General features: G+C 30.2%; 23 protein-coding genes and 1 pseudogene. 6 read left to right on the top strand and 18 right to left on the bottom strand.

What is annotated here, in order from left to right; genetic code table 11:
* Positions 1-52: 52 nt before the first annotated feature.
* Positions 53-712, bottom strand: a complete 660-nt coding sequence (locus L3B98_RS25115) for a phage head-tail adapter protein (protein WP_238918680.1) — start codon at positions 710-712, stop codon at positions 53-55.
* Between the two features lie 177 nt (positions 713-889).
* Positions 890-1303 (bottom strand): DUF3788 domain-containing protein, encoded by a 414-nt coding sequence (locus tag L3B98_RS25110; RefSeq protein ID WP_238918679.1) that lies wholly within the window; start codon positions 1301-1303, stop codon positions 890-892.
* A 466-nt stretch (positions 1304-1769) separates the two neighbouring features.
* Here L3B98_RS25110 and L3B98_RS25105 point away from each other — a divergent pair, with 466 nt between their 5' ends.
* Positions 1770-2795: a PocR ligand-binding domain-containing protein gene (locus L3B98_RS25105; protein WP_077362018.1), complete on the top strand. Its 1026-nt coding sequence runs from the start codon at positions 1770-1772 to the stop codon at positions 2793-2795.
* Between the two features lie 602 nt (positions 2796-3397).
* Here L3B98_RS25105 and L3B98_RS25100 read toward each other — a convergent pair.
* The 6 genes from L3B98_RS25100 to L3B98_RS25075 all read right to left on the bottom strand — a co-directional run bounded on the left by L3B98_RS25100 (position 3398) and on the right by L3B98_RS25075 (position 9985).
* Positions 3398-4516 carry a dienelactone hydrolase family protein gene (locus L3B98_RS25100; RefSeq protein WP_238918678.1) on the bottom strand — a complete coding sequence of 373 codons (1119 nt, stop codon included), beginning with the start codon at positions 4514-4516 and terminating at the stop codon, positions 3398-3400.
* 75 nt (positions 4517-4591) lie between these two features.
* Positions 4592-5029: a MarR family transcriptional regulator gene (locus tag L3B98_RS25095; RefSeq protein ID WP_238918677.1), complete on the bottom strand. Its 438-nt coding sequence runs from the start codon at positions 5027-5029 to the stop codon at positions 4592-4594.
* 228 nt (positions 5030-5257) lie between these two features.
* Entirely contained in the window at positions 5258-6424 is a 1167-nt protein-coding gene (locus tag L3B98_RS25090; protein WP_238918676.1) for a MerR family transcriptional regulator, read from the bottom strand.
* Positions 6425-7067: 643 nt separating this feature from the next.
* Positions 7068-7859: a Cof-type HAD-IIB family hydrolase gene (locus L3B98_RS25085; protein WP_238918675.1), complete on the bottom strand. Its 792-nt coding sequence runs from the start codon at positions 7857-7859 to the stop codon at positions 7068-7070.
* Positions 7860-8032: 173 nt separating this feature from the next.
* The gene (locus tag L3B98_RS25080) at positions 8033-9025 is read right to left on the bottom strand and encodes a serine hydrolase (protein ID WP_238918674.1); all 993 of its coding nucleotides are present in this window, start codon (positions 9023-9025) and stop codon (positions 8033-8035) included.
* 30 nt (positions 9026-9055) lie between these two features.
* The gene (locus tag L3B98_RS25075) at positions 9056-9985 is read right to left on the bottom strand and encodes a GyrI-like domain-containing protein (protein WP_238918673.1); all 930 of its coding nucleotides are present in this window, start codon (positions 9983-9985) and stop codon (positions 9056-9058) included.
* Between the two features lie 319 nt (positions 9986-10304).
* On the opposite strand from L3B98_RS25075, the gene L3B98_RS25070 reads away from it, so the two are divergent.
* The gene (locus L3B98_RS25070) at positions 10305-10886 is read left to right on the top strand and encodes a MarR family transcriptional regulator (protein WP_238918672.1); all 582 of its coding nucleotides are present in this window, start codon (positions 10305-10307) and stop codon (positions 10884-10886) included.
* A gap of 25 nt (positions 10887-10911) precedes the next feature.
* The gene (locus L3B98_RS25065; protein ID WP_015392144.1) at positions 10912-12096 is read left to right on the top strand and encodes an SLC13 family permease; all 1185 of its coding nucleotides are present in this window, start codon (positions 10912-10914) and stop codon (positions 12094-12096) included.
* 116 nt (positions 12097-12212) lie between these two features.
* On the opposite strand, the gene L3B98_RS25060 is transcribed toward L3B98_RS25065, so the two are convergent.
* From L3B98_RS25060 to L3B98_RS25040, 5 genes are all read right to left on the bottom strand, one after another.
* The gene (locus L3B98_RS25060; protein WP_238918671.1) at positions 12213-12701 is read right to left on the bottom strand and encodes a GNAT family N-acetyltransferase; all 489 of its coding nucleotides are present in this window, start codon (positions 12699-12701) and stop codon (positions 12213-12215) included.
* 302 nt (positions 12702-13003) lie between these two features.
* Positions 13004-13810 (bottom strand): nitroreductase family protein, encoded by an 807-nt coding sequence (locus tag L3B98_RS25055; RefSeq protein WP_238918670.1) that lies wholly within the window; start codon positions 13808-13810, stop codon positions 13004-13006.
* Positions 13811-14593: 783 nt separating this feature from the next.
* A complete protein-coding gene (locus L3B98_RS25050) occupies positions 14594-15172 on the bottom strand; it encodes a TetR/AcrR family transcriptional regulator (RefSeq protein ID WP_238918668.1) in 579 nt (192 codons plus the stop codon).
* Positions 15173-15243: 71 nt separating this feature from the next.
* Positions 15244-16275 carry a 4Fe-4S double cluster binding domain-containing protein gene (locus tag L3B98_RS25045; RefSeq protein WP_238918667.1) on the bottom strand — a complete coding sequence of 344 codons (1032 nt, stop codon included), beginning with the start codon at positions 16273-16275 and terminating at the stop codon, positions 15244-15246.
* A gap of 25 nt (positions 16276-16300) precedes the next feature.
* Positions 16301-17479, bottom strand: coding sequence for an acetyl-CoA C-acetyltransferase (locus tag L3B98_RS25040; protein ID WP_238918666.1), 1179 nt, complete (start codon positions 17477-17479; stop codon positions 16301-16303).
* A gap of 333 nt (positions 17480-17812) precedes the next feature.
* Between L3B98_RS25040 and L3B98_RS25035 the strand changes: the two genes are divergently transcribed.
* Entirely contained in the window at positions 17813-18721 is a 909-nt protein-coding gene (locus L3B98_RS25035) for a LysR family transcriptional regulator (RefSeq protein WP_238918665.1), read from the top strand.
* A gap of 236 nt (positions 18722-18957) precedes the next feature.
* Here L3B98_RS25035 and arr read toward each other — a convergent pair whose 3' ends face one another.
* Positions 18958-19404, bottom strand: a complete 447-nt coding sequence (gene arr, locus L3B98_RS25030; RefSeq protein ID WP_238918664.1) for an NAD(+)--rifampin ADP-ribosyltransferase — start codon at positions 19402-19404, stop codon at positions 18958-18960.
* Positions 19405-19552: 148 nt separating this feature from the next.
* Positions 19553-20125: a flavin reductase family protein gene (locus tag L3B98_RS25025; protein WP_015392136.1), complete on the bottom strand. Its 573-nt coding sequence runs from the start codon at positions 20123-20125 to the stop codon at positions 19553-19555.
* 108 nt (positions 20126-20233) lie between these two features.
* On the opposite strand from L3B98_RS25025, the gene L3B98_RS25020 reads away from it, so the two are divergent.
* Complete coding sequence (locus L3B98_RS25020) at positions 20234-20575, top strand: helix-turn-helix domain-containing protein (protein ID WP_238918663.1); 342 nt, start codon at positions 20234-20236, stop codon at positions 20573-20575.
* Positions 20576-20617: 42 nt separating this feature from the next.
* On the opposite strand, the pseudogene L3B98_RS25015 reads toward L3B98_RS25020, so the two are convergent.
* Positions 20618-20811 (bottom strand): annotated as a pseudogene (locus L3B98_RS25015) (acetyl-CoA C-acyltransferase); the annotation flags it as partial.
* Between the two features lie 17 nt (positions 20812-20828).
* On the bottom strand, positions 20829-21464 hold the full coding sequence (locus tag L3B98_RS25010) for a flavodoxin family protein (RefSeq protein WP_015392133.1): 636 nt from the start codon (positions 21462-21464) through the stop codon (positions 20829-20831).
* Positions 21465-21746: 282 nt separating this feature from the next.
* On the opposite strand from L3B98_RS25010, the gene L3B98_RS25005 reads away from it, so the two are divergent.
* The gene (locus L3B98_RS25005; RefSeq protein ID WP_015392132.1) at positions 21747-22088 is read left to right on the top strand and encodes a helix-turn-helix domain-containing protein; all 342 of its coding nucleotides are present in this window, start codon (positions 21747-21749) and stop codon (positions 22086-22088) included.
* 293 nt (positions 22089-22381) lie between these two features.
* Here L3B98_RS25005 and L3B98_RS25000 read toward each other — a convergent pair whose 3' ends face one another.
* Positions 22382-23404: an alpha-hydroxy-acid oxidizing protein gene (locus L3B98_RS25000; protein ID WP_238918662.1), complete on the bottom strand. Its 1023-nt coding sequence runs from the start codon at positions 23402-23404 to the stop codon at positions 22382-22384.
* Between the last annotated feature and the right edge of the window lie 347 nt (positions 23405-23751).

The following is a 23751-nucleotide window of genomic DNA, read 5'->3' as shown; positions in this document are numbered from 1 at the left end:
ATAAAATCATTGCTTAAAATTGTCAAGTATATTACTTGTTTGCTTTATAAAATTAGCATTTATATATTTTATTCTTGATACGAAGACTAGCTTCTATATGCATTATCCAATGTCGTGAAAGCGGCATTTGAATTAGGCCCTGAATATTTTTGTCACACCAATAATCTATTAACCAAAAAGCGTTATCAGCTTCACTAACTACATTCAACGGCTTAAGCATTTCCTTATCTCGTTCCGTCATTTTTATTTTCAAGTCTTCATAGGAAAGTTCCTTCAATAATTGTGTTGTTGAAACATCAACAGCTTTAATATAGTTATATAATTCATCCAAATTTAGTTTTGATGAAAACACTGAGATTTCTTGTTTAATAAGTTCATTACCGGTTGTTATTATAGGTGATTTCATTTTTTCATGGTAATTATCTTTAAAGAATACTTGCTCTCTCTTTTTAATCAAAGAATTTGATACTATATCTTCTATTCTAAAAATATGGTATAAAGAATAGGCAATTGTTTTATTATGGTAACCTTTGGCATTAATAAAAGGCATAGCATTGAAGTCTTCTCTATTTAATGCTTCTTTAAGACTCACAATTTCCTTCATCAATTCTTTTCTCAGTTCTAATAAGGTATTAATCCCTTCATAAAAAGTGCCTTTTTTCTTTATTTGTAGCTGCATTTTTTTATTTAAATCTGACCATTCAGTATTCATAAAATCACCTCAACATATTGCTATATGAATCTAAAAATATAATATATTATATTATATTATATTTTATTTTTATTGTTTTCTCAATTAGAAAATTACTGTTACAGGTACCTTTATTGTAACTGTCCCTGTAGGTTGAATATCTCCTATATATTATACCTACTGCACATTATGTCTATATCATTTCTTATTTGGTTTCCTTTTAATAAATAACAATTTTTCCATATCTGTAATTAAAGAAGCATCTGTTAATTCAAACATCATCCATTTTCCATCATGGTAAGTTTTAGCTTCATTATAGATTTTTTGTACTTCAATTGAATAATTTTGTTTATCTTCTTCAAATTTTTCTCGTTCATTCTTCCCAAAGATAACCATAAAGCCAAAACGATTTTCTTTCGCATACAATGCACATAGTGTTTTTCCACCTCTACGATATTTGTACTCATACGCCCACGCTTTACCTCCATCATTCCATAAATGTTCCATGTCATATTTTTGATCAATCATATCACATAATGAGGTCCAAACTTCAAATAATGATTTTCCAATTAAAGTAGCCAATTCCTCACTTGTGGGTACTTTCTCTAACATCTTTATACCTCCTCTATACACTCCTATTTATATCCTCATCTTTAAATCAGAATTTAGCATTCCGCCACAACCTTATCATTTTTTATCATTTCTCTTTTGTCCATTAGAAACAAATTTAAATACATATACATTTCTTACATCACTTTTCTTTAAGAATTTAATACTTTCAATTTTATATTCCCTTTAAATTATTTACTCTCTAAATATTATACTTCACTTTTTACAATTTTTCACAATAAATATTTTTTTGCATAAATATCCATTTTGTTTTACTTTTTATCATAAAAAAACAACAGATTAACCTACAACTACTTTATTATTTGTAAAATATTCATTTTTATTGTAATATTATAGTATAATATATTATTTAATTAGGGTTTTTATAGATTTTTTTCCAAATTATTTTCTAAAATATATAATCTTCCCAATTATATTAATATAAAGATTTTATCAGGGGGAATTGTTAATGAAAGACATTATTGAATTAGACAATTTAGAATTAAGCGATATCATTGATTTGCCATTTCTTCAAAAATTCCAAGATGATTTTGCAAATAGTATGAATATTGCAAGCGTTACAGTGGATAAACATGGAAATCCATTCACTAAGCCAAGCAGCTACACAAATATTTGTTTAAACTTAACCCAATCCACTAGTTTAGGGAAAAGTCGTTGTGCAAAGTGTCATAGTACTGCTGGAGAGGAAGCTTTCAAGACCGGAAAGCCTTATATTTACAAATGCCATTCTGGACTTATTGATTTTGCAGCACCTATAATTGTTAATGGCCAATTGATCGGTACAATACTTGGAGGTCAAATACTTTATGATAGTCCTAATGAAAAAGAGTTTAAAAATACAGCAAATGAACTTGGTTTAAACCAAGACTCATATTACAATGCTGCCACTGAAGTAAAAATAGTAGATGAAAGCAATATTAAATCAGCAGCTGAAGTACTATTTTCAGTTGCTAATACCTTATCAAACGAAGGTTATCAACGTTTAAAAATAAAACAATTAACTGGAACGCTAACTGAAAGTTTCGAACAAATTTCTTCTGCTACTGAAGAGCTTGCAGCTTCCTCAATGGAGGTTACTGAAAACCAAACCCAATTAAATAATGAGATATCTAATGTTCAAAACCTAACAAATGAAATAAATGACATTTTAGGCTACATAAAAGATATAGCTAATCAAACAAAAATGCTTGGACTTAATGCATCTATTGAAGCTGCAAGAGTTGGAGAAATAGGGAAAGGTTTTAGTGTAGTTGCTTCTGAAATAAGAAAACTTTCTGAAACTTCACGAGAAACAACAGCTGATATTGGTACTTTATTAGCTAAAATACAAGATTCAGTAACTAAAACAATGCAAGTATCAAATACTACATTAGATATAACAGAGCAGCAGTCTGCTGCAATAGAAGAAACTAATGCAAGTGTTGAAGAAGTAACAACTTTTACAATGGAATTGGATAAGTTAGCTAACTCTTAATAGTTTAATCTTGTGCAATTTCTAACCTAAAGATATCCAAATCGAAAATTAGACTTAGCAACAATTACCTAAATCAGATACATTTATCTTCCACAGGACTAGTGAAATTTTCGCTGGAAGGTTCTAAATGGCGGCTTGCCGTCATTTCAGCGTGTTCCAGATGTAAAATCTGGACAAGCTGTAAATAAAACAAGCCCCATTAAGAACCATCATCAGCTCAATTTCACATGCCTGCTTCCAGAAAAATGTATCTGATTTCAAGTGTAGTGTTACGATTATAATTTCTCAATAATACATATAAATTACATTTATAAGTTGAATTATTAATTTGGATATTTATATAGTAAATATTACTATACTTATTCCAGTTTATAAAAAGTAGTTTTCTCAAATTTATGAAGACTACTTTTTTAATTTACGTTATTGCCGTTATAAATTAAGTTTTTTTAACAATTATATATAACAAACACATAACTTTTCAAGATACTTTTCCAAGGGTCTTGCATGAATATCTTCTGGAAAGCCATATTGTACAAGAAATCCTATCTTTTTACTTGACACTATGCAATTCAAAAATGAATTTGTGGCATTACAATTTATATTTACATTGATAACTTTTTTTTAATCCAGTCCACTATCTCAGGAAAGACTTCATCTAAATAATTCATTGTACAATGTTCTGCATCTTCATAGAATTTAAGCATCTTATCTCCACTTGCCCATTTCATTACTTTTTCAGCATGAAGTTTTGGAGAAGGCATGACCTCATCTTTTCCCGCATGGTAAAACAGTAAAGGTACTTGTAAATTAGGTGAATCCTCAATATCCCAATCAAAGTTGTTAACAGCTTCTTCTAACGTCTTACACTTAGTCATATATGTGACACCCCTCTGCCAAATTGGATTAAGCTTTTTTAATCCAGCTAATCCACCTATATAAACTAATCCACTATTTCCAACTACACATTTTACACGTTTATCATACGCTGCACACATTGGAGCTAAATATCCACCTAAACTAAATCCAACTAATGCAATTCTATTAATATCAATATCATATATTTTCTGCTTTTCAAACCAATCAATGATTACTGATACTACCTTATGATATTCTTTTTCATCAAATTCCATAGCTTTCCACATTTCACCTTGACCAATCCCATCAAAAGTAAAAAAATTAAATCCATGTTTTTGAAACAGTGTTCCTTGCGAATGACCTTCTGCTTCCTTAATGTTATCCATTCCATTTATGAAGATTACAAGTGGTTCGTTAGACATATTTGATAATCTTAAATACCCTGGTATTATTGCTCCATTAAAAGGAATTTCAATACGAATCGGCCTTTCCTTTTCATTATCCAAATCAATTGCTCTTTTATAGCTTATCCTAGCTTTTTCCTGTGTTCTCTCCTTTTGATTGCTATCGATAAAAAATATATGCTGACCAACATGATAACATCCCACTGCTTCATGAAATAATGCTTTTGCTTTAATCTCATATCCGTTTATCAATTCTTCCTCGGCTTTTTTGTATAATTGATCACCTTCTTTAGTCCATTCATCACACCATTGTAGCCAATTTGATATTCTTGCCACTACTCTCTTTAACCTTCCATAGTCTATTCCAAAACCTAAAAATCTTCCGTACCATCTTTGATAGATTCTTTTTTCATTAAAAATGAACTTAAATGCGAATTTTTCTTTTAAAGATAAATTAACCATAAATTATCCCACCTTTAATAAATATTTTAATAGCTATATCAATATTAGCTATAACAACTATTATATATAAAAACACTATTCAGCGTTTTTATATATTTTTTCTAGAACATTTTCAAATATTTTAAGTTCTTCATCTGACAGTCCTTTTTTAAATTGTTCATTAAGCAACTCAACGCTAGGTATAAGTTCATCGAACATTCTTGTACCTTTATCTGTAAGGTATACACACAAGCTTCTTCTGTCACTTTCATGCTGCTCTCTTACAATATATCCATTTTTAGAAAGAACATCTAATATCCTTGTGACATTTGTTTTATCTTTATAGGTTCTTATAGCAATTTCACTTTGAATCAATCCTGGTTCTGCATATAATACGTTTAAAACTGTCCATTGTTCAAATGTAATGTCATATCCCTTTTCTAAAAAGGCATTAAGAATTTTTCTTTTTATACAAACTTCGCCTTTAATTATTAAATAACCAATTAACTTTGTGTAATCATATTCTCTATTCAAATAATCACCTGCTTCAAAATAGTTGTTATAACTATTTTAGTTTCAACAACTATTTTTGTCAAGTTTTTTATATATAGCGAAAATCTTAAGATATTACTATAAAGACAAAATAAAAATATCACAAATTCATATTATTAATTATTAATAATGTGATATTTTAATTTAGTAATTAATTAAATTTTAGATTTCCTCTTTATAAATATGGCTGTTTTTCTTAATTTTCATAATTCATGACTTATTATTTTCAGCATAAAATTTCAAAGCTTCTCCAATAAATTTAGAGGCTCCATCTCCATATTTCTTATCAGTGACTTTTATATAAGTATCATTTGATAAATAACGCTCTGCAATATGCTCTATATAATTTTTTCCAGAATCTATTTTTAAATCTTGATTTTGCTTTTTTGTCTCATTAGCTATTTCATGAACAATTTCTTGAATCTCTTTCGAAGAAGGATTTTTACTTAAATCAGCTGTAAGCCTTTCATATAGCGCTTCTATTTTAGGAAGCTTAGTAGCAGGACTTTTTTTCAGGGCCTCTCCTATAAATTTACATGCTCCGCTTCCATATTTCTTATCAACTGCTTCTATCCATTCAGGTAATATAGAATAAGTTTTAACCATATAGTACCAGTAATCATCTCCTCTATCACTTTTGAAAACTTCATAATCTTCTTTAACTGTATTCACTATTTCTTCAGCAATTTCTTGAATTTCCTTTGAAGAAGTATCTTTGCCTAAGTCAGCTGTCAGTCTTTTAAATAATTCTTTTAATTTAGGATGCTTATCTTCTAAACAATCTTTTTTAAACTTATCATATTGCTCTGCTAAAGATAAAACAGCACTGTTAGTAAGATTATTTTTTACTGCCTTAGCATATTTTTCAATGCTTCCGTATTGCTTTATAGCTACTTTAGCAATCTCCTCTTCCTTTGATTTACATTTTTCAATAAATTCATTATATTTATCAATACTACCATAGTTTTGAATCACTTTATCTTCATGCTCTATTTTAAATTCTTCTAATACACTATAATATTCACTCATATCAAATTCTTTAAAATTCATTGTGCCCTCTCCTTTTAAGGTTTTATTAATAAGCTCTATTAATCCATTCAATCTCTTGCGTTTTAACATAAGCAGTTTCTTTTGATTCTTTAGCGCCTTCATTTTATCAAAATATGGACTTGACATTATATCTTTAACTTCCTTCAAAGGCATATCAAGCTCTCTGAAAAATAATATCTGCTGCAAAGTTTTAAGAGCTTCATCATCATAAAGCCTGTAACCAGTTTCTGTGATCTCACTTGGCTTTAACAAGCCTATTTGATCATAATAATGTAATGCGCGCACACTTATTCCTGTCAAATCTGAAACTTGTTTTACTGTTCTCATTTCTACACCTCAAGGTTTAATTTTAGAGCTTTGGATATAATTTAATAATCTGCCGGCTAGAGATTCTAGTAATATGTTCAAGCTCTATTCTTATATTACACTATGACGTGGTGTCAGGGTCAATACTTTCATAAAATCTAATAGTATTAGAATGAATAAATCTTTACTGTAGATATACCAACTTTCACAAAATCCATCAAATATCATAGCTGCATGAAACGAAAATAGCATTAAGATCCATAGAATTCTAAATATTAGCTATATAATATTTCTATTTTAAAAAAAATCGTAAATTCAACCTGAATAATACGATTTTACAATATGTTATTTAATTTTATATCTATATTCACATGCCTTAACTTAATCCTCATTTAAGATTTGAAGTATTTTTATATATTAAATAAAAATACTTTTTTGCTGCTTCTACCAAATCATAGTTTCCTCCTGTTGAACACCAGTTTACCGCTAAGCTCAAAAATGCAGATGCAAAACAATATGATAAATCTTCCTATGTTAATGTAAAATAAGAATTAACATAGGAAGATTTTTAACTACATTTATTCTTAGCTTCAATTCATTTTTCTATTTCAAAAACTGTCTCAATTTAAATTTGGTAAATATCATAACTAAAAATAAAATTATGCTATATTAAATTAAATTCTTTTAATCCTTTATAAATCCCATCATTTTCAATAGTATCGGTCTTATGATTTGCTATTTCAATAACTTCTGGACTACTGTTTCCCATAGCTATTCCGTATTTAACATAATTAAGCATATCAATATCATTTAAACTATCACCAAAGGCGTATGTATTTTCAACATCTATATTTAAATGCTCTATTATAGCTTCTATTCCCTTTACTTTGGAAAATCCTTTGGGAACTAATTCAATAAATTGTGCATTATGAAAAATGCAGTCAAAATATTTTTCAATGGTCTTATATGCTTCTTTAAAATTGCTATTTTCATTTGTTTTACAGGTAATCTTATTAAAATGATAATCTAATTCTGATCCAGTAACTGGCTTTATTTTATCACCAAAGGCTCTCTTGAATTTTTTAACTGAAAACTTATCTCCTTCAAAATCCTCATTATAATCCATATATAAATAATCTTGTCCTTCTAATATGAAGAAAATGTTATGTTTCTTTAAAATACTTATTATATTATCACCAATACTTTTTTCTAAATCTATATTATATATTACTCTACCTTCATATTCTACATAAGTTCCACAAGCAGCAAGTACTCCATCAAATCCTAAGTCTACTAAATCTTGTGGAATCATAGCCCTTGCTCTACCAGTTGATATAAAAGCAAGATGTCCATTTTGTTTTAATTCTTTAATTCCTTTTATGGTACTATCAGGAACACCTATAGCAGGATTATAAAGAGTACCATCAATATCAAAAAATACTACTTTTCGTTTCATATTTCCCTCCATTTAATTACTATTTCTTAATTTCAGTATAACAGAAAAATTATTTCGTGACGAATCAATCTTAACAACCTAAAGTAGCTGATATTTACATTTACAAATCCAGTTTCATATAATTTAATAAAAAAGAACCTCATCCATTTTCACCTGGACTTGGCTCTCCCCAATTACTCAAATACTGGTTCAATATACTCCTTAATAAGTTTCAATCTGTCCTTAGCCCGTGGCATAAAAAGTGAAGCAATAGATACTACAATTTCCTTTTTTCTATTAACATAAATCACATTTCCCCCATCTCCCAAGGCTGCGTAGATTTGTTCTTCATCATCAATAACCCACCAAAGATAACCATAGGATAACTCATACTCATCCCATCGACTATGTTCTTTTGTACTTTCAGCTATCCACCATTTAGGTATAATTTGCTTACCATACCACAGTCCACTATCCAAGTATAATTGGCCTATTTTAGCCATATCTATAGGAGTCAAGGTAAGTCCCCAACCTGCTGGATTTATTCCTTGAGAATCAACAACCCAACCGCTAACATTTTTATCCTTTAGAAAGGCAAGATGTTCTTCTTTATTATGCAATACCACATTCTGTCCAATCTTAATTTCCAATGGTGAAAATAAATTTTCTGTTGCAAAATCAAGGACTGATTGCCCCGTTGATTTTACAAGAATACCTGACAAAATATGTGTTCCTACGATGGCTGAATACATAAATTCTCCTATCTTGCCCTTTCCTCCTAATAAATCCAGTGCAGCCCTCATCCAATTATCACTTGAAAAAAACTTTGTATATGGTTCTGACTTATATTTATACGGAGCTGTCATAGTCAGCATATCCTTAATTGTAACACTTTGTATTGTTTTTTCGCCTCGCTTAGTAGTGTACTCTGGGAAAAAATCCAATACTTTCTGATCTATACTTTTAATATATCCATTATCTATAGCAATACCAATCAAAGCAGAAAAAACACTTTTTGTTACCGAGGCTACATGTACAGTATCAATAGCAGTATATCCATTGAAGTAATTTTCATATAATGTTTCACCGTTTTTTAGTACAATTATTCCCGTAATATTATTATAGTCATTGTTTATTGTCTTTTCTAACAAAATCTTTTTTCTTGGTTGAATTTTATTTTTTTCCATATGCTCACCTCAAAATTAATTTGCAGCATATTAGAAAAGAATGGGCTCAATTGGAACATATATATCTACTTCATGGATATGACTCTCATTGGCATGCGGATCGTTGCGATATACTTCAAATGGATATGAGTTTCTTGGAACATAACCACTACTTGTTAACCATTTCTGATACATATAATTCCAGGCATCACAGTATTGTTTCTGCTGAATCTGAAAATGTCCAACTGCATACAAACCGCCTTCTAACTTCATAGTCCCAAGGATTCCATCTTCCTTAATTTGAATATTCTCTGGCATCGTTAGACATAAACTTGTACGAAACTGGCTCTCCTCTCCAAATTCAGGATTGTCATGATACATGACAATCAGCCAGCTCTGACCCTCTACAAAAAATTTCTGCCCTTTTGCATGAGCAAATAACAGCTGCATCAGATTTGCATACTCTTTTGCCAATATCTCATAAGTCCCTGTATGTCTCACATACGCAACCCGCTTTTCTTCTAAATTTGTAATAGTAATCTGCCCAGTCACAGGAAACAAATTGTCTTCCCATTCTTTCTTCGCTGTGACCTTATTATACTCAGACAATAAAAAAGAAGCTTTGCAATTCTTGCTATATTTCTTCCTATATTCGCTTGGACTCTTATCATAATAATTCTTAAATGCACGTGAAAATACGGCTGAATCAGTATAACCAAGTTCATATGCAATATTTGTCATATTTTTATCTTCCCTATATGCCAACAAAAAAAGTGCTTTCTCCATGCGAAGCCTGTTCACATAATGAGCTAAAGACTCATGCAAAATTCCTTGAAAAATACGACTGAAATGAAATTTTGAAAATCCTGCAGCCTTTGAAAGTTCCTCAATGGCTAAGTGTTCTCCTAAATGATGCTCGATATAATCCTGCACTTTATGAATTCTTCGTATGTATTCTTCTTGACATTTTTGTTCTGACATATGCTTTGCTCTCCTTCCTGTTAATCCCAGTATAACAGAAAAATTATTTCGTGACGAATCACTATCAACAGACTAAAGTAGTTACAAATTAACTTTACATAGCTAGTCCCCAACTTAAATTGATGTATTTATTAAACTATTATTATATGGTTCATTTTCATAAAATCTAAACTTCTTTTTGTTTTCCAATTGCTATTCTTTTAAATTCAAATAGCAAAAAAATAGTTAGGTACCTTTAAATTTTTCTTGACTTGCATGCAAAAGCAGTTTATATTATAAATATAGTTAGGTACCTTATTATATTCAAAGGAGGATTCAAATGGATACTAACACTATTGATGAAAAGAACGAAAAGGATGAAGAAATAATTATCTCATCTGATGAATTATTAATCACACTAAACAAATTTATAAATATGTACCAGAGAAGTTTGTATAAAGCACGAGCTCATTATACACCTTATCGTGGTCAAGTTAGACTTTTAAATATTATAGCTCAAAATGATGGACTCATCCAAAAAGAGCTTACTGAAATCTTAGATATTAGATCAGCAACATTATCAGAGTTACTAGATAAATTGGAACGTTCCAATCTTATTAAAAGGACAAAAGATGAAGTGGATAAGCGTAAAATGCGTGTGTTTTTAACCTCTGAGGGTTTAGATTTTTTAAAAAAATTTGAAAACCAAAATGATATTTCAGAGCAAGTATTTGAGACTCTATCCGGTGAAGAAAAATATTCATTTTATAACACAATTAAAAAGCTTTGTACTCATTTCGAAGCACAAGCTATTCTTGAGGATTATGATTTAAATGAACCATTACCACCTCATATGAGAGAACACATTCCACCTCATGAAAGAGATGGCCATCCTCCAAAGCCTCCACACCACCATAAATAAATTACTCAAAGAAGGTGATCCTATAATGAAAACTATGTCAAATGCTTTGAATGAATTTAAAATATTCTTTTTAAATAAAAACTGTGAAATTGTGCTTGAAAAACTATCAAAAATAAAAACATTCTTGGTAAATGATTGTTTTTTATCCATTTCCTTATTTGCTGCCATTGTAACTTCATTTTTTAACACTCCTAATTGGGGATACGTAGATTTTAAGGTGATTATTTGCTTGTTTGAATTGATGATTATAGTGAAAGCTTTTGAAGAATATTCTTTAATTAATCACTTATCCCTATTGATTTTGAATCGGTGTAAAAACGAAAGAATTTTACTTCAAGTTTTGTGTTTGTTTGCTTTTATATCTTCCATGTTTTTAACTAATGATGTAGCACTAATGGCAGTTACTCCATTATTAATCAACATTTCTAGGAAATCTGGTTATAATATTATTTTACCAACTATTCTTATAACTATTTCCGCAAACCTTGGAAGCTGTGCTACACCAATTGGAAATCCTCAAAATCTATATATTTTTTCACATTATCAATTGCATATTGGAAACTTTTTTTCTTATTCATTACCAATTTGTATTGTAAGTTTATTTTTACTTCTTTGCATAACTTTCTTTTTTAGTCCAAAACAAATTTCCTTTAGTATGAAGGATGCATCAGTACTTGAAAAAAAGAAAATAATCGTGTTTTCAGCATTATTTGTTTTACTTATACTTAATATTCTTGGTACTATACCTTATTATATTACCTTACCTATTTTAATATTGGTGACACTTATTTTAAATAAAAGCCTATTGAAAAAACTTGATTATGGATTATTGATTACTTTTGTTTGTTTTTTCATTTCAGTAGGCAATATATCTAACATTGCAGCAATACGTAATTTTCTAACGGTTTTAACTAATACCTCAACAAATATTTATTTATCCTCATTACTATTAAGTCAAATCATAAGTAATGTTCCAAGCAGTATTTTGCTTGCTCCTTTTTCATTCGATTGGCATGCATTATTCTATGGAGTAACTATTGGCGGGTTGGGTACGCCTATTGCCTCACTGGCAAGTATTATTTCTTACAAGATTTTGATTCTTGAATATCCTAATAAAAAGAAGGAATACCTATCAAAGTTTCTATTATTGAACTTTTTTTGCCTACTAATTATAGGATTGATTTTTTACATCTATATTCAATTAAATTAGTTAGGGCATAGCTTCAATATGCTAAAAGTAAGAGAACCACTCCTATTATCTAGGCTTGGTTCTCTTCTATTACATAGAAAGTAAAATCACATCTGACAAACTAAATTAGCTAAAGTTTATCTTTGCAAAGCTAGCTTCATATAAATTGAGGTATTCATTGGGCTATTGTTATATGATTCAATTTCATGAAATCCAAATTTCTTATATAAATATATAGCTCCTTCTAAAAAAGGTAATGTATCCAAAAGCATATATCTATATCCAATTTCTTTAGCATCAGCAATTATCATTTCTACTAACTTATTGGCAATTTGATGTCCACGAAATTTAGGCCTAACATATAATCTCTTCATCTCACAGTTTTCATTATCTATTTTCCTTAAACCAATACAGCCAGCTACTTCATTTTCAACTTTTACTATATATAACCTCCCCTCTGGTAATCCATATTTATCTGCTAAATGTTCAAGTTCTGAATCATAGTTCTGCACTTCTAAATATTTTGCAAAATCCGGGTCATTTTCAACCAGCATTTCTGTGTATTCTAAAAACAGCTCTTTAATTTCCATTTTATTTTCATATGCAAGTTTAATTTCCATCTCCATATTATTATTTCCTCTCTTCAATATCTTTCATTAACACAAAAACTTAAATTGGAATTTTATTTTTTACTAAAGTTCCATTTCAAATTCAAGTTCTATTAAACCTTCTCGCCATGAGTTATTTGCTTTCTCTGATTTCTTTACAAACCCAGCTCTTTTATACATATTAAAGGAAATTATAATAAAATTTATTTGCTTTTGTCAACTATATTACTTGCTTTTGTCAAATTACTATATAAAGACATAATAAAACTCACCATTTTGATTTTTATATGGTGAGTCATTTCTATTAATTCTTTAATTGTTTAATTTTCATAAAATGAAGCTGCTAATGGTTTTCTTTCTGTAAATCTTTTAAAACTATTCTTAGGATATCCTACCATTACTACTCCTGTTATTTTCTTATTTTCTGGAATATTAAAAAGCTTGTACATTGGTGAATTATCATTAAGTGCACAAATTTCAAATATCCCTGCCCAGCATGAACCAAGGCCAAGTGATGGCGCATATAATTCTAGATATGATAATGAGAGAATTGAATTTTCTCTACCATTACGAAAGTCTTTATCAGCTAAGGTTAAAATTATACTAGGTGCATCTCTTAAGATTGTATCAACTTTATTCTTCTTATAACCACTAATCATTCCATTCAACATCTTACTCAAAGTTTCATTACTATCAAACCAATTAATACATTCTTCAACTGCTAATTCAATTCTTTTTTTATCATCTACTATTAAGAACGATACCCCTTGTGAATTACTTGCAGTTGGTGCTAAATGAGCAACATCAACAAGCTGCAATAACTTTTCTCTTTCAACTGGTATATTTTTATATGAACGAATAGAACGACGTGTTCGAATAAAATTCTTTGCTTCTTCTGGATTTAATTTTTTGATTTCTCCTATCTCATTTTGCATAGCTAATGGCGATTTCTTATTATCTATAGCTTCTTTAGGACATACAGCTACGCAATGACCACATTCTAAACATGCATTAGGATTAACTTCTTTTGGGCCATCAGCTTCTAGTTTTAATACTCCTGTTGGACATTCCACCACACACATTCCACATTTTATACATTTTTCCTCATTTACAGTTATTAAACTCATTTTATTCACTCCTTATTAATTCTTGCTCTCGTATAGAATACAAATACGCTTATTTTTTATTTATAGGTTAGATACTTTTTCCTTAAGATATTGCCCTTTACGATCACCTCCTTAAGCCCATACTTTATACGTAATTGCACTTTAGTCTTACCTGTTTCCTGATTCACTGCTTCAAAACTAATAACTTTCATCATTACACCTTGATAAAATATAATCTAAAAACAATTTTGACTAATTATTTTGTGCGAAAGAATTTTAATTGTGAATTACACATATTTAATTAGAATGATCATTCTAATTAATATAAAATTTTTTCATTAAATAAAAAGACTTTGTTAGATGATGCACTTTCATTAGTTCTCTAGGTTTTTTGCATCATCTATAGATATCCAATTTAAGAGTTTTACTTATAAATGTAATAAGCATGAATAATTGAGAAATTATAATTATAATACTAAACTAGAAATCTGATACATTTTTCTGGAAGCAGGCATGTGAAATTGAGCTGATGATGGTTATTAGTGGAAGGTTGTTTCATTTTCTGCTTGTCATAAATTTACTTTAGGAACATGCAGAAATGGGTGCAACCTTCCACTTCAAACCTTCCAGCGAAAATTTCACTAGTCCTGTGGAAGATAAATGTGTCTGATTTCGGTAATTGTTGCATAAGTCTAATTCTCGCTTTGGATATCTATAAATAGCAGTTATACTTTTCTATTAGTCACAGGAACTCAAAGGGACATAAATTTTTTTGAGAATGTTCATTCTAATTAGTTTAAAAAATTATTTATTTAACAAATCCATAAAAAAATTCCCTATACGATGTAATTTTTCTTTGCTGGCTGATATTCTTAACTGTACGCGAATTCCATGTAAGGTATTATGAAGTACTTCTGCTAAAACTTCAGGCTCATACTCCCTTGAAATTTCACCTGCTTGTTGCCCTTTACGAACAAGATCAGAAAGGAGTTGTTCTGTTTGCATAAAGGTTCTTTCTATTCTATCCTTTATCTCTTTATCCATAAGAGCTAACTCTGTAGCTGAATTAACGGTTAAGCATCCCCATTGTTTATCTTCATATCCTTCGATAATAAAATCAAAGATAAATCGTATAGCTTGTTTTGCAGTTTCTGCCTTTAAAACTCCAGCCTGTATTTTATTTCTTATTAATTCTTCATAAAAATCCATCGTTTTTAAAAATAATGTACGCTTATCACCAAAGGTATCATATAAACTTCTACGATGGATTCCCATATGCTCTACTAAATCATTCAAAGATGTCTTTTCATAGCCTTGTTTCCAAAACAATTCCATTGCTTTTTGAAGAACTACATTTTCATCAAATTCTTTACTTCGTCCCATTGAGTTCCCTCCTTTATAAAATCAATAATAACATTTTGAGAACGATCGGTCAAGAATTATTAAAAAGACATTTATTGTAGTTCCAATTTTTTAACTGCCCACTCAGCCATTTCACGAACTTTCAAATTACTATCGTTGCAAGCCTCTAGTATATGATCTCTATAGTCCTCCTCATAGTTATTTACCATTGCATTGATAGCATTAACTTTCCATTTCCAAACACTTGCTTTATCTATATACCAAAACTTAGCCTGCATCACTTCTTCTAAATAGGAATAGTCCATTTTAAGAATTTTTTCTAGAGATATTTGTTCACTTAATTCTTGCAAATTAGGGAACTCTTCTATTTCCTTCCAACTGTTTTTATTCATAGGACAAACATCTTGGCACGCATCGCAGCCATAAACCCAGGCTCCTATTTGTTCTTTATATTTTTCATTGGGCATATCTCTTCCCATAAAGGTAGTTATGCAAGATACACAAGCTATAGGATTCATTGTATATGGTTTTGATAAAGAAGCTGAAGGACACGCCTTCATGCATAGATTACACTTCTCAGAACAAGGCCTTACCTTTGGTGTTTCTATATTTTCTAATTCCTTATCAATAAGCCATGCTTCCAAATACACTGTGGAGCCACTTTCAGTATAAAAGAAATTATTCTTTCGAACTATTCCAAGCCCTGCTTTCATAGCTGCAAAACGTAATGGTACAAGACCAAATCCTCTTTCAGTTTCTGCTCTAAGTCCTAAATCTTTCATGTATTTTTCATATTTTAAACTATCTTGAAAATCTTTAGAATTCTCATCTTTTCTTCCATCAACCAAATAGTATTTTGCAATCATACCTTTTAAATGCTCTGGAATATGATATTTTCCATATTTTCTCACACATATTACAATTGATTTAGCCCAAGGATAAGTATCTTTAAGCTGTGTAAAACGATACTGACCTTGGTAAAAACCTTTAGCTTCTGGAACCTTTTCAATTCGTTCCTCAAGTTTTTCTTTATATCCATCTATGTCAGATATTTTAATGATCCCACATTTTTCATATCCAAAATTTAATGCAGCATTTTTTATTTGATCTGCTAATAAAGTCATTTTATACACCCCTTCTTAAATTCAATTATTCTCTTTCAACGATTAAGGCAGTTCCTTGGCCTCCACCAATACACAAGGTTGCAAGTCCTTTCTTTGCATCTCTTTTTTCCATGGCATGTAACAAGGTTACTAAAATACGTGCCCCAGATGCCCCAATAGGATGTCCAAGTGCTATAGCTCCACCATTAACATTAACTTTATCCATATCTAAATTTAAATCTCTAGTTATTGCTATACTTTGTGATGCATAAGCTTCATTTGCTTCTATTAAATCTAAATCTTCAGCTTTCAAATTGATTTTATCTAAAGCAGCCTTTGTTGCACAAAAGGCTCCATATCCCATTATTGCTGGATCCAAGCCTGCTGAACCATAAGAAGTGATTTTAGCTAATGGTTTTATTCCTAAGGCTTTAGCTTTTTCTGCGCTCATAATTACTAATGCTGCAGCTCCATCATTTAATCCAGATGCATTTCCTGCTGTAACTGTACCATTTTCTTTAAAAATAGGCTTTAATTTTCTTAGTGCTTCTATTGTATTACCAAACCTAGGGAATTCATCTTGGTCAAATATTACTTCACCTTTTTTTGTTTTAATTACTACAGGAACTATTTCATCTTTAAACTCTCCATTCTTAATAGCTCTTTCAGCTTTTTGTTGTGATAATAGTGAAAACTCGTCTTGTTCTTCTCTTGTCACATTCCATTTCTCAGCCACATTTTCTGCAGTTACTCCCATGTGGTAGTCATTAAATGCATCCCATAAACCATCTTTTATCATTTCATCAATAAATTCACCATGTCCCATTCTTTGTCCCCATCTTGCATTATCAAGCAAATATGGTGCACTTGACATGTTTTCCATACCGCCTACTACTATAGCCTCAGCATCACCAGCTTTTATTATTTGAGCTGCTAAACTTATAGCTCTTAAGCCTGAACCACAAACCTTATTAATTGTAAACGCAGGTATTTCTACAGGTAATCCCGCTTTCACAGCAGCTTGCCTTGCTGGGTTTTGTCCAAGTCCTGCTTGAAGTACATTTCCAAAGATAACTTCATTAATTTCCCCTGGTTTAATGTTTGCTCTTTTGACAGCTTCTTTTATTACTATTGCGCCTAGTTCAACTGCTGGTACATCTTTCAAAGTCTTGCCATAAGCTCCTATTGCAGTTCTTACTGCACTTACTATTACTACATCTTTCATTTTTTATTCCTCCCATAATGAAAATTTTATTTGTTATTTTTTTAACAAATATCGATATAAGAATATATAAATATATGTTGCAAAGAGAACTGTTCAATAAGGATTTATAATACAAATCAACCTTTATTGATCATAGCCCATTGAGTATTGAACGTTTATAATTGCAATATATCTAATGTAAGAGCATTCCTAAAACTTGCTAAATTAACTTGCACCTGCTCTATGACTTTATATTATCAGAGGATTATATATTTGTAAAATTGATATATTTGAATTGACAATTCGATTTTTTCAATATATCATTAACTTAATATAGAGATTGGAGTGAAGTTAATGGATATCAGACATTTTAAAACCTTTAAAGGCATTATAGAAGAAGGTAATTTTTCAAATGCAGCAATGAAATTAGGGTATACTCAATCCACTGTAACCTCACAAATTCAGCAGCTAGAGCAAGAACTTTCAATCAAGTTATTTGAAAAAATAGGACGTAATATGGTACTGACTCCTGTAGGAAAGGAACTAATCCCATATGCTGATGAACTACTTAATACAGTGAAAAAGATTGAGAGTCTTGGCAAATATGGTAATAATATTACTGGAGAATTAAAAATTGCTGTTGCAGAATCTTTAATGTCTTATAAATTGCAAAACGTATTATATATGTTTAAAGAAAAAGCTCCTAATGTAAAACTTTCTATGGTTTCCCTCAATTGCTATGACATAAAAAATATGTTAGCTAGTGGTGAAGCAGACCTTGGATTAATGTATAATGTAGGAAGTAAGAATGAAAGCTTAAATGCTGTTAAACTTTCTGATTTTGGTGTAGCTTTAGTCTGCTCCCCTCAATTTGATCAAGAAAAATTAGATTTCAGCAAACCTAATCAAAAAATAAATACAAGCCTTATCATTAATGAAGTTGAATCTATTTATCGAAAAATCCTTGAAAGTTATTTTTTTGATAAAAATATATTCTTAGATAATACAATCGAACTTGGGAGTATAGAAGCTATAAAAAAATGTGTTGCAAGTAATCTTGGAATTTCATTTTTACCGCGTTTTACAGTAGAAGAAGAGCTTGATAGTGGAAAGCTAAAGGAAATAAAACTAGACTCTTTAGATGCTAAAGTCACAGCAATTTATGCTTATCACAAAAATAAGTGGATTAGCCCTGCAATGTCCTTATTTATTGAATTAGTAAGAAAAGATTTTAATATTAAAGATATCCAAAGTGAGAATTAGACTTATGCAACAATTACCTAAATCAAATACATTTATCTTCCACAGGACTAGTGAAATTTTCGCTGGAAGGTTCTCAATGATTCATGTATATTCCATTTATAAGTTTGATTCTTAAATTGGATATCTATATTTAAAAAGAGGAGAACCACTCAAATTATCTTGACTTGGTTCTCCTCTATTGTGTAATCTTTTATATCCTTGATATATACACATTTTAACATTTCTTAATATAATTTTTACTCATTTATAGCTTCAATTCCCTGTTCTTTAAGCTTATTTAAATTATCTTTCATATTTTTAAGAACTTCTGGTGAATGCCCTTTCCATTTACTTATTTCACCAATAACTTTCAAAGGAAACCTTGTACGATAAGAACGTGTAGGATTTCCAGGGAATTTTTTATCAGTCAAATTAGGGTCATTTTCAAATTCGCCAGTAGGTTCAACTATATAGATTCTTTCATCGCCATCACCAAGTGCTAGCTCTGCTCCCCAAATTGCAGCATCTAAAGTTGCTGTCATATAAACAAAATTAGCTTTCTTACCTACACCATAATTAGATGAAAATCCTATTTTAATCAAAGCCCCTACTTCGAGTTTTGCCTTCGTTCCATGATAAAATGGTCCTTTATCCAAAGTCATATCTATTTTAGTTTGAATTGGTGCTTTATTTTCAATACTCATATAAATTCTCCTCATATTTTATTATAGTTACATTATCTTAATATATATACAGTGAGAAATATAGACTTATATTTCTATTTTACCTATGCTATAATTAAGTTGAGAAGAGAGGTTTATTTAATAAGATCGACTTCTCTTTTTTGTTATATTATTTAATCTCCTTACCTATAGAAAACGCCTTGGCAACTTGTTCTCCAACTCCATAGTAATTTCTACTATCTGGAGCAAATAGTAAAGGCCTTATTTGCTCTATAATCGGTTGATTGACATCGCCTTCATGAACAATATCATCTATCTTAACATTCATAACTTCACCAATAAACTGAGTGTGTAGGCCAAGCTCATTAATTTGTATAATTTTACACTCTATATTTATTGGAAATTGATCAATAAAAGGAGCATCAACAAATTCACTTTTTATCGGTGTAAGCCCGGTCTTTGCAAACTTATCTTCCTTTTTCCCTGACACCATTCCAAAATAATCAGCCTCTTTAATATATTTTTCTGAAGGAATATTTATTGTAAAGGCCTTTCTATCCATAAGACTATCGTAGGTATACGTAGCTTTGCGTAATGAGATTGCCACGCAAGGTGGAGATGAGCAACAAATCCCACCCCAAGCGGCAGTCATGGCATTGGAATTACCTTCTTTATCATAAGTAGATATAACCAAAACCGGTGTAGGATAAACCAAAGTTTTTGCGCCTAAATCTTTTTTCATATATTTTGCCTCCTTGTATTTAATTATCTTATATGTTACTATTTTATTCATTAAGAAACATAAGTACAAGTACGCACATTTTTGTTCCCTAATATGGAGGTTTTACATATGAAAAATGAACTAAATGCAAATCAACCTAATTATCATGAAACTTGCCCTATTATTGATGCGCTCGAAGTGATTGGAGGAAAATGGAAAATACCAATTATGTCGGTAATATACAACAAAAAAAGTATTAGATATAATGAGCTTAAGCGAAATATCCCCGGAATCACTAATATTATGCTGACTCGCTCTTTACGATCCCTAGAAGAACAAGGTCTTGTAAAAAGATTAGAGTACAGCAGTATTCCACCACATGTGGAATACTCACTGACAGATATTTGTGAAGAGTTGATTCCTGCATTAGAAATTTTAAATGAATGGGGTAAAAAGTTATCTCGTCAGTAAGCAATCCCTAGTAATAAGTATAAAGATGATAAATAAGGTAACTGGATTTTGTCCAAGGCCTGCTTGAATACATCTCCAAAGATAACTTCTTTAATTTCCTCCGGTTTAATGTTTGCTCTTTTAACAGCTTCTTTTATTACTATTACACCTAATCCAACTGCCGGTACATCTTTCAAAGTCTTTCCATAAGCTCCTATTGCAGTTCTTACTGCACTCACTATTACTACATCTTTCATTTTTTATTCCTAAATAATTATCTTATAAAGTTTGTAAATATTTTATCTTCTCTTTCGTTTTCTTCTACGTTATTTTTTCCTGAATTAACAAGCTTCATTAACCATGCCATATTTTTTCCTAGAACACTCATAATCTGCATTCCTTCTTCATCTTGCAATGCTTCTCCTGGTTTTGCACCATGAACTACATTCCAATAATTTGATGATGGCATTAACATTTCTGAATAATTAATGTAATTATTTAATTGTTCAAATGTTGGAACCCCACCAGATCTCCTAACCGCAACTACACTAGCCCCTACCTTATGCCTAAGCATTCCATTATTCACAGATGTAACATAAAATGCCCTATCTAAAAATGATTTCATAGTTCCTGCTATAGCTGAATAATGTACAGGAGAACCTAAAATAATCCCATCTGCTTCTTTCATTTTTTGAATCCAATCATTAACTTCATCATTCTGAAATACACATCTTTCGTTCATATTTCTACCACATCCACCGCAGCCCATGCAGCCACGTATTACTTTATTTCCAACATGAACAATTTCTACTTCAATGTTTTCCTTTTCTAACTCTTTTGCTACAGCCTTTATTGCCTCAAAGGTATTTCCATTATTTTTAGGACTTCCATTAAAAGCTACTACTTTCATATATTTACCTCCATATATAACCTATTTTTTTAATATGTGATTATTATATAGTTAAATAATTTTAGTAACAAGTACGTACTTTTTTGTTAGACTACTTACTTTTAAGTAAGATTTATTATAATATCTAAACTCTAATGAAAAATAAAATTTTAGTTTATAATTGTATAGGTTTATTTTATTCTAAAAATTTGTTATTATAAAAGCACTCAATATATGGCTATAACTCTAATATATATTTAATACAGTCCTGTTAAACATAAAAGATTAAAGGTAGGTAAGAAAATGATACAGTATAATGGCAAACACTACATATGTTTATTAGATTTTGCAATGGATTTTATCAGAGGTAAATGGAAGGCAGTCTTATTATGCCATTTATATGATAAACCTAGAAGATTTCTAGAGCTTCAACGAATAACTAACGGAATAAGTCAGAAGGTATTAAATGAAAAACTTAAGGAATTAGAGACTGAAGACTTAGTTAATAAGCAAATATATGCTGAAATTCCGCCGAAAGTTGAATATTACCTTACTGAAAAAGGAAGAGACCTTACAAAAATCATTAAAGAAATTGAGACTTGGTCTATTAAATATTATTCTCATCTAGATAGTGGCTGCAAATAATCTTGTAAAATAAAAAAGCATAGTACTAACTAGACATAATGCGCATTAACCGATATAAATAGCAAAAAGCTTACCATATTAATTTTTATATGGTAAGCTTTTTTTACTGACTTTACTTTCTAGAATATTAATACAAAGAACCATGCATAAATTAAGATATTATTTTTCAATTTTGCATGGTTATATTCATATTAAATTAGCAAATATTCGTTTTGCAATATCCCTGCCCCGTGTTTAGCGAATTCCTTACATTATCATGTCAAATTAACAAGTATTCGTTTTTCATCAGTCCCTTACCAAGGAATTGAAATCATATCACGAGTAATTTCATCCAGACTATGTGCCCCGCACATTGTCATGGTTTCCATTAATTCACTTCCAATTTTATCAACATATGTTTGAATACCTTCATCTTCTCCACCATATAGTGCTGTTACAAATGTTCTAGCAATTAAAACACCATTTGCTCCAATAGCAAGTGCTTTAAAGACATCTACACCACTACGGATGCCACCATCAACAAAGATTTTCATATCAGTACCTACAGCATCAACAATATCTTTTAACACTTCAGCAGTTGATAAACATTGATCTAAGACTCTTCCTCCATGATTAGATACAACAATGGCACTTGCACCAGCTTGTTTAGCTTTTAAGGCTCCTTGAACAGTCATAATTCCTTTAACAATAAATGGCTTATCACAAGCTTCTATGATTTCTTTTAATTCTTTTACAGATTTACTTCCCGCAGGAGGTGTCATATTTTTCAAAAAAGGTAATCCTGCTGCATCAATATCCATAGCAATAGCAACGGCATTTGATGCTTTAACATATTTCATTTTTTCTAAAATAGTTTCGTAGTTCCAAGGTTTAATAGTTGGTATACCTAGTCCATTTTCTTTTTTGATCGCTTCAGTTGCTGCTTTCATTACTTCTGGATTCGTCCCATCACCAGTAAATGCTAGTATACCATTTTTTGCACAAGAAGAAACTAGAATATCATTATAAGACATATCATCATATTTATCACCATAATGAAGATTCACTGCTCCAACTGGTCCAGCAAAAATTGGGTATTTAAATTTTTGATTAAATAATTGAACACTTGTATCAACTGGTTTATTTTCTACCAAAGTATCCATATTAATTCTTATTTCTTTCCATTTATCATAGTTTCTCATGGCTACATCACCAATTCCTTTAGCACCAGGTCCTGGAATTTTGTTCTTACAAGCTCTTCCATTACATTCATGACAAGCTTTACAATAATCTCCTATACATGTCCTTGCTTTTTCTAATATTTCACTGTATACCATTGTGATTCTCCTTTACTCTTTAATAATTTCATTTGATGAAAAATGTGTACTCTCTAATTTTTTAGACTGCTTAATTTTATAATCTAAATTCTTTTGATAATTTAATTTAAAATAACAAGAATAGATATAAGCCCTCCTCTTTAAAACAATTATAGAAGATTTTGGAGCAGTGTTCCATTTTTTTGTAATCATTTTAAAGCATATTTAAGGTAATAATTTAATTACTTAAATAGTATCATGCATTTTAAACATGCAGTTAGTACATAAATGTTTATGTATCATTTTTTCCGCATACTATCCATAAGCATACATGCTCTAATACTTTATTTGTAATACATTTTATATTC

The organism is Clostridium sp. YIM B02555 (assembly GCF_022320955.1).
Taxonomy (GTDB): Bacteria; Bacillota; Clostridia; order Clostridiales; family Clostridiaceae; genus Clostridium; species Clostridium saccharoperbutylacetonicum.
This window is presented reverse-complemented; position numbering and strand designations above follow the sequence as displayed.

Coding starts and splice junctions, on each gene's coding strand:
- L3B98_RS25075 (WP_238918673.1), bottom strand. CDS start 9,985: ATGTCAGAACAAAAATGTCAAGAAGAATACATACGAAGAATTCATAAA.
- L3B98_RS25040 (WP_238918666.1), bottom strand. CDS start 17,479: ATGAAAGATGTAGTAATAGTAAGTGCAGTAAGAACTGCAATAGGAGCT.
- L3B98_RS25105 (WP_077362018.1), top strand. CDS start 1,770: ATGAAAGACATTATTGAATTAGACAATTTAGAATTAAGCGATATCATT.
- L3B98_RS25045 (WP_238918667.1), bottom strand. CDS start 16,275: ATGACTTTATTAGCAGATCAAATAAAAAATGCTGCATTAAATTTTGGA.
- L3B98_RS25070 (WP_238918672.1), top strand. CDS start 10,305: ATGGATACTAACACTATTGATGAAAAGAACGAAAAGGATGAAGAAATA.
- L3B98_RS25115 (WP_238918680.1), bottom strand. CDS start 712: ATGAATACTGAATGGTCAGATTTAAATAAAAAAATGCAGCTACAAATA.
- L3B98_RS25080 (WP_238918674.1), bottom strand. CDS start 9,025: ATGGAAAAAAATAAAATTCAACCAAGAAAAAAGATTTTGTTAGAAAAG.
- L3B98_RS25005 (WP_015392132.1), top strand. CDS start 21,747: ATGATACAGTATAATGGCAAACACTACATATGTTTATTAGATTTTGCA.
- L3B98_RS25020 (WP_238918663.1), top strand. CDS start 20,234: ATGAAAAATGAACTAAATGCAAATCAACCTAATTATCATGAAACTTGC.
- L3B98_RS25085 (WP_238918675.1), bottom strand. CDS start 7,859: ATGAAACGAAAAGTAGTATTTTTTGATATTGATGGTACTCTTTATAAT.
- L3B98_RS25065 (WP_015392144.1), top strand. CDS start 10,912: ATGAAAACTATGTCAAATGCTTTGAATGAATTTAAAATATTCTTTTTA.
- L3B98_RS25100 (WP_238918678.1), bottom strand. CDS start 4,516: ATGGTTAATTTATCTTTAAAAGAAAAATTCGCATTTAAGTTCATTTTT.
- L3B98_RS25000 (WP_238918662.1), bottom strand. CDS start 23,404: ATGGTATACAGTGAAATATTAGAAAAAGCAAGGACATGTATAGGAGAT.
- L3B98_RS25060 (WP_238918671.1), bottom strand. CDS start 12,701: ATGGAGATGGAAATTAAACTTGCATATGAAAATAAAATGGAAATTAAA.
- L3B98_RS25090 (WP_238918676.1), bottom strand. CDS start 6,424: ATGAGAACAGTAAAACAAGTTTCAGATTTGACAGGAATAAGTGTGCGC.
- arr (WP_238918664.1), bottom strand. CDS start 19,404: ATGAGTATTGAAAATAAAGCACCAATTCAAACTAAAATAGATATGACT.
- L3B98_RS25010 (WP_015392133.1), bottom strand. CDS start 21,464: ATGAAAGTAGTAGCTTTTAATGGAAGTCCTAAAAATAATGGAAATACC.
- L3B98_RS25055 (WP_238918670.1), bottom strand. CDS start 13,810: ATGAGTTTAATAACTGTAAATGAGGAAAAATGTATAAAATGTGGAATG.
- L3B98_RS25035 (WP_238918665.1), top strand. CDS start 17,813: ATGGATATCAGACATTTTAAAACCTTTAAAGGCATTATAGAAGAAGGT.
- L3B98_RS25050 (WP_238918668.1), bottom strand. CDS start 15,172: ATGGGACGAAGTAAAGAATTTGATGAAAATGTAGTTCTTCAAAAAGCA.
- L3B98_RS25025 (WP_015392136.1), bottom strand. CDS start 20,125: ATGAAAAAAGATTTAGGCGCAAAAACTTTGGTTTATCCTACACCGGTT.
- L3B98_RS25110 (WP_238918679.1), bottom strand. CDS start 1,303: ATGTTAGAGAAAGTACCCACAAGTGAGGAATTGGCTACTTTAATTGGA.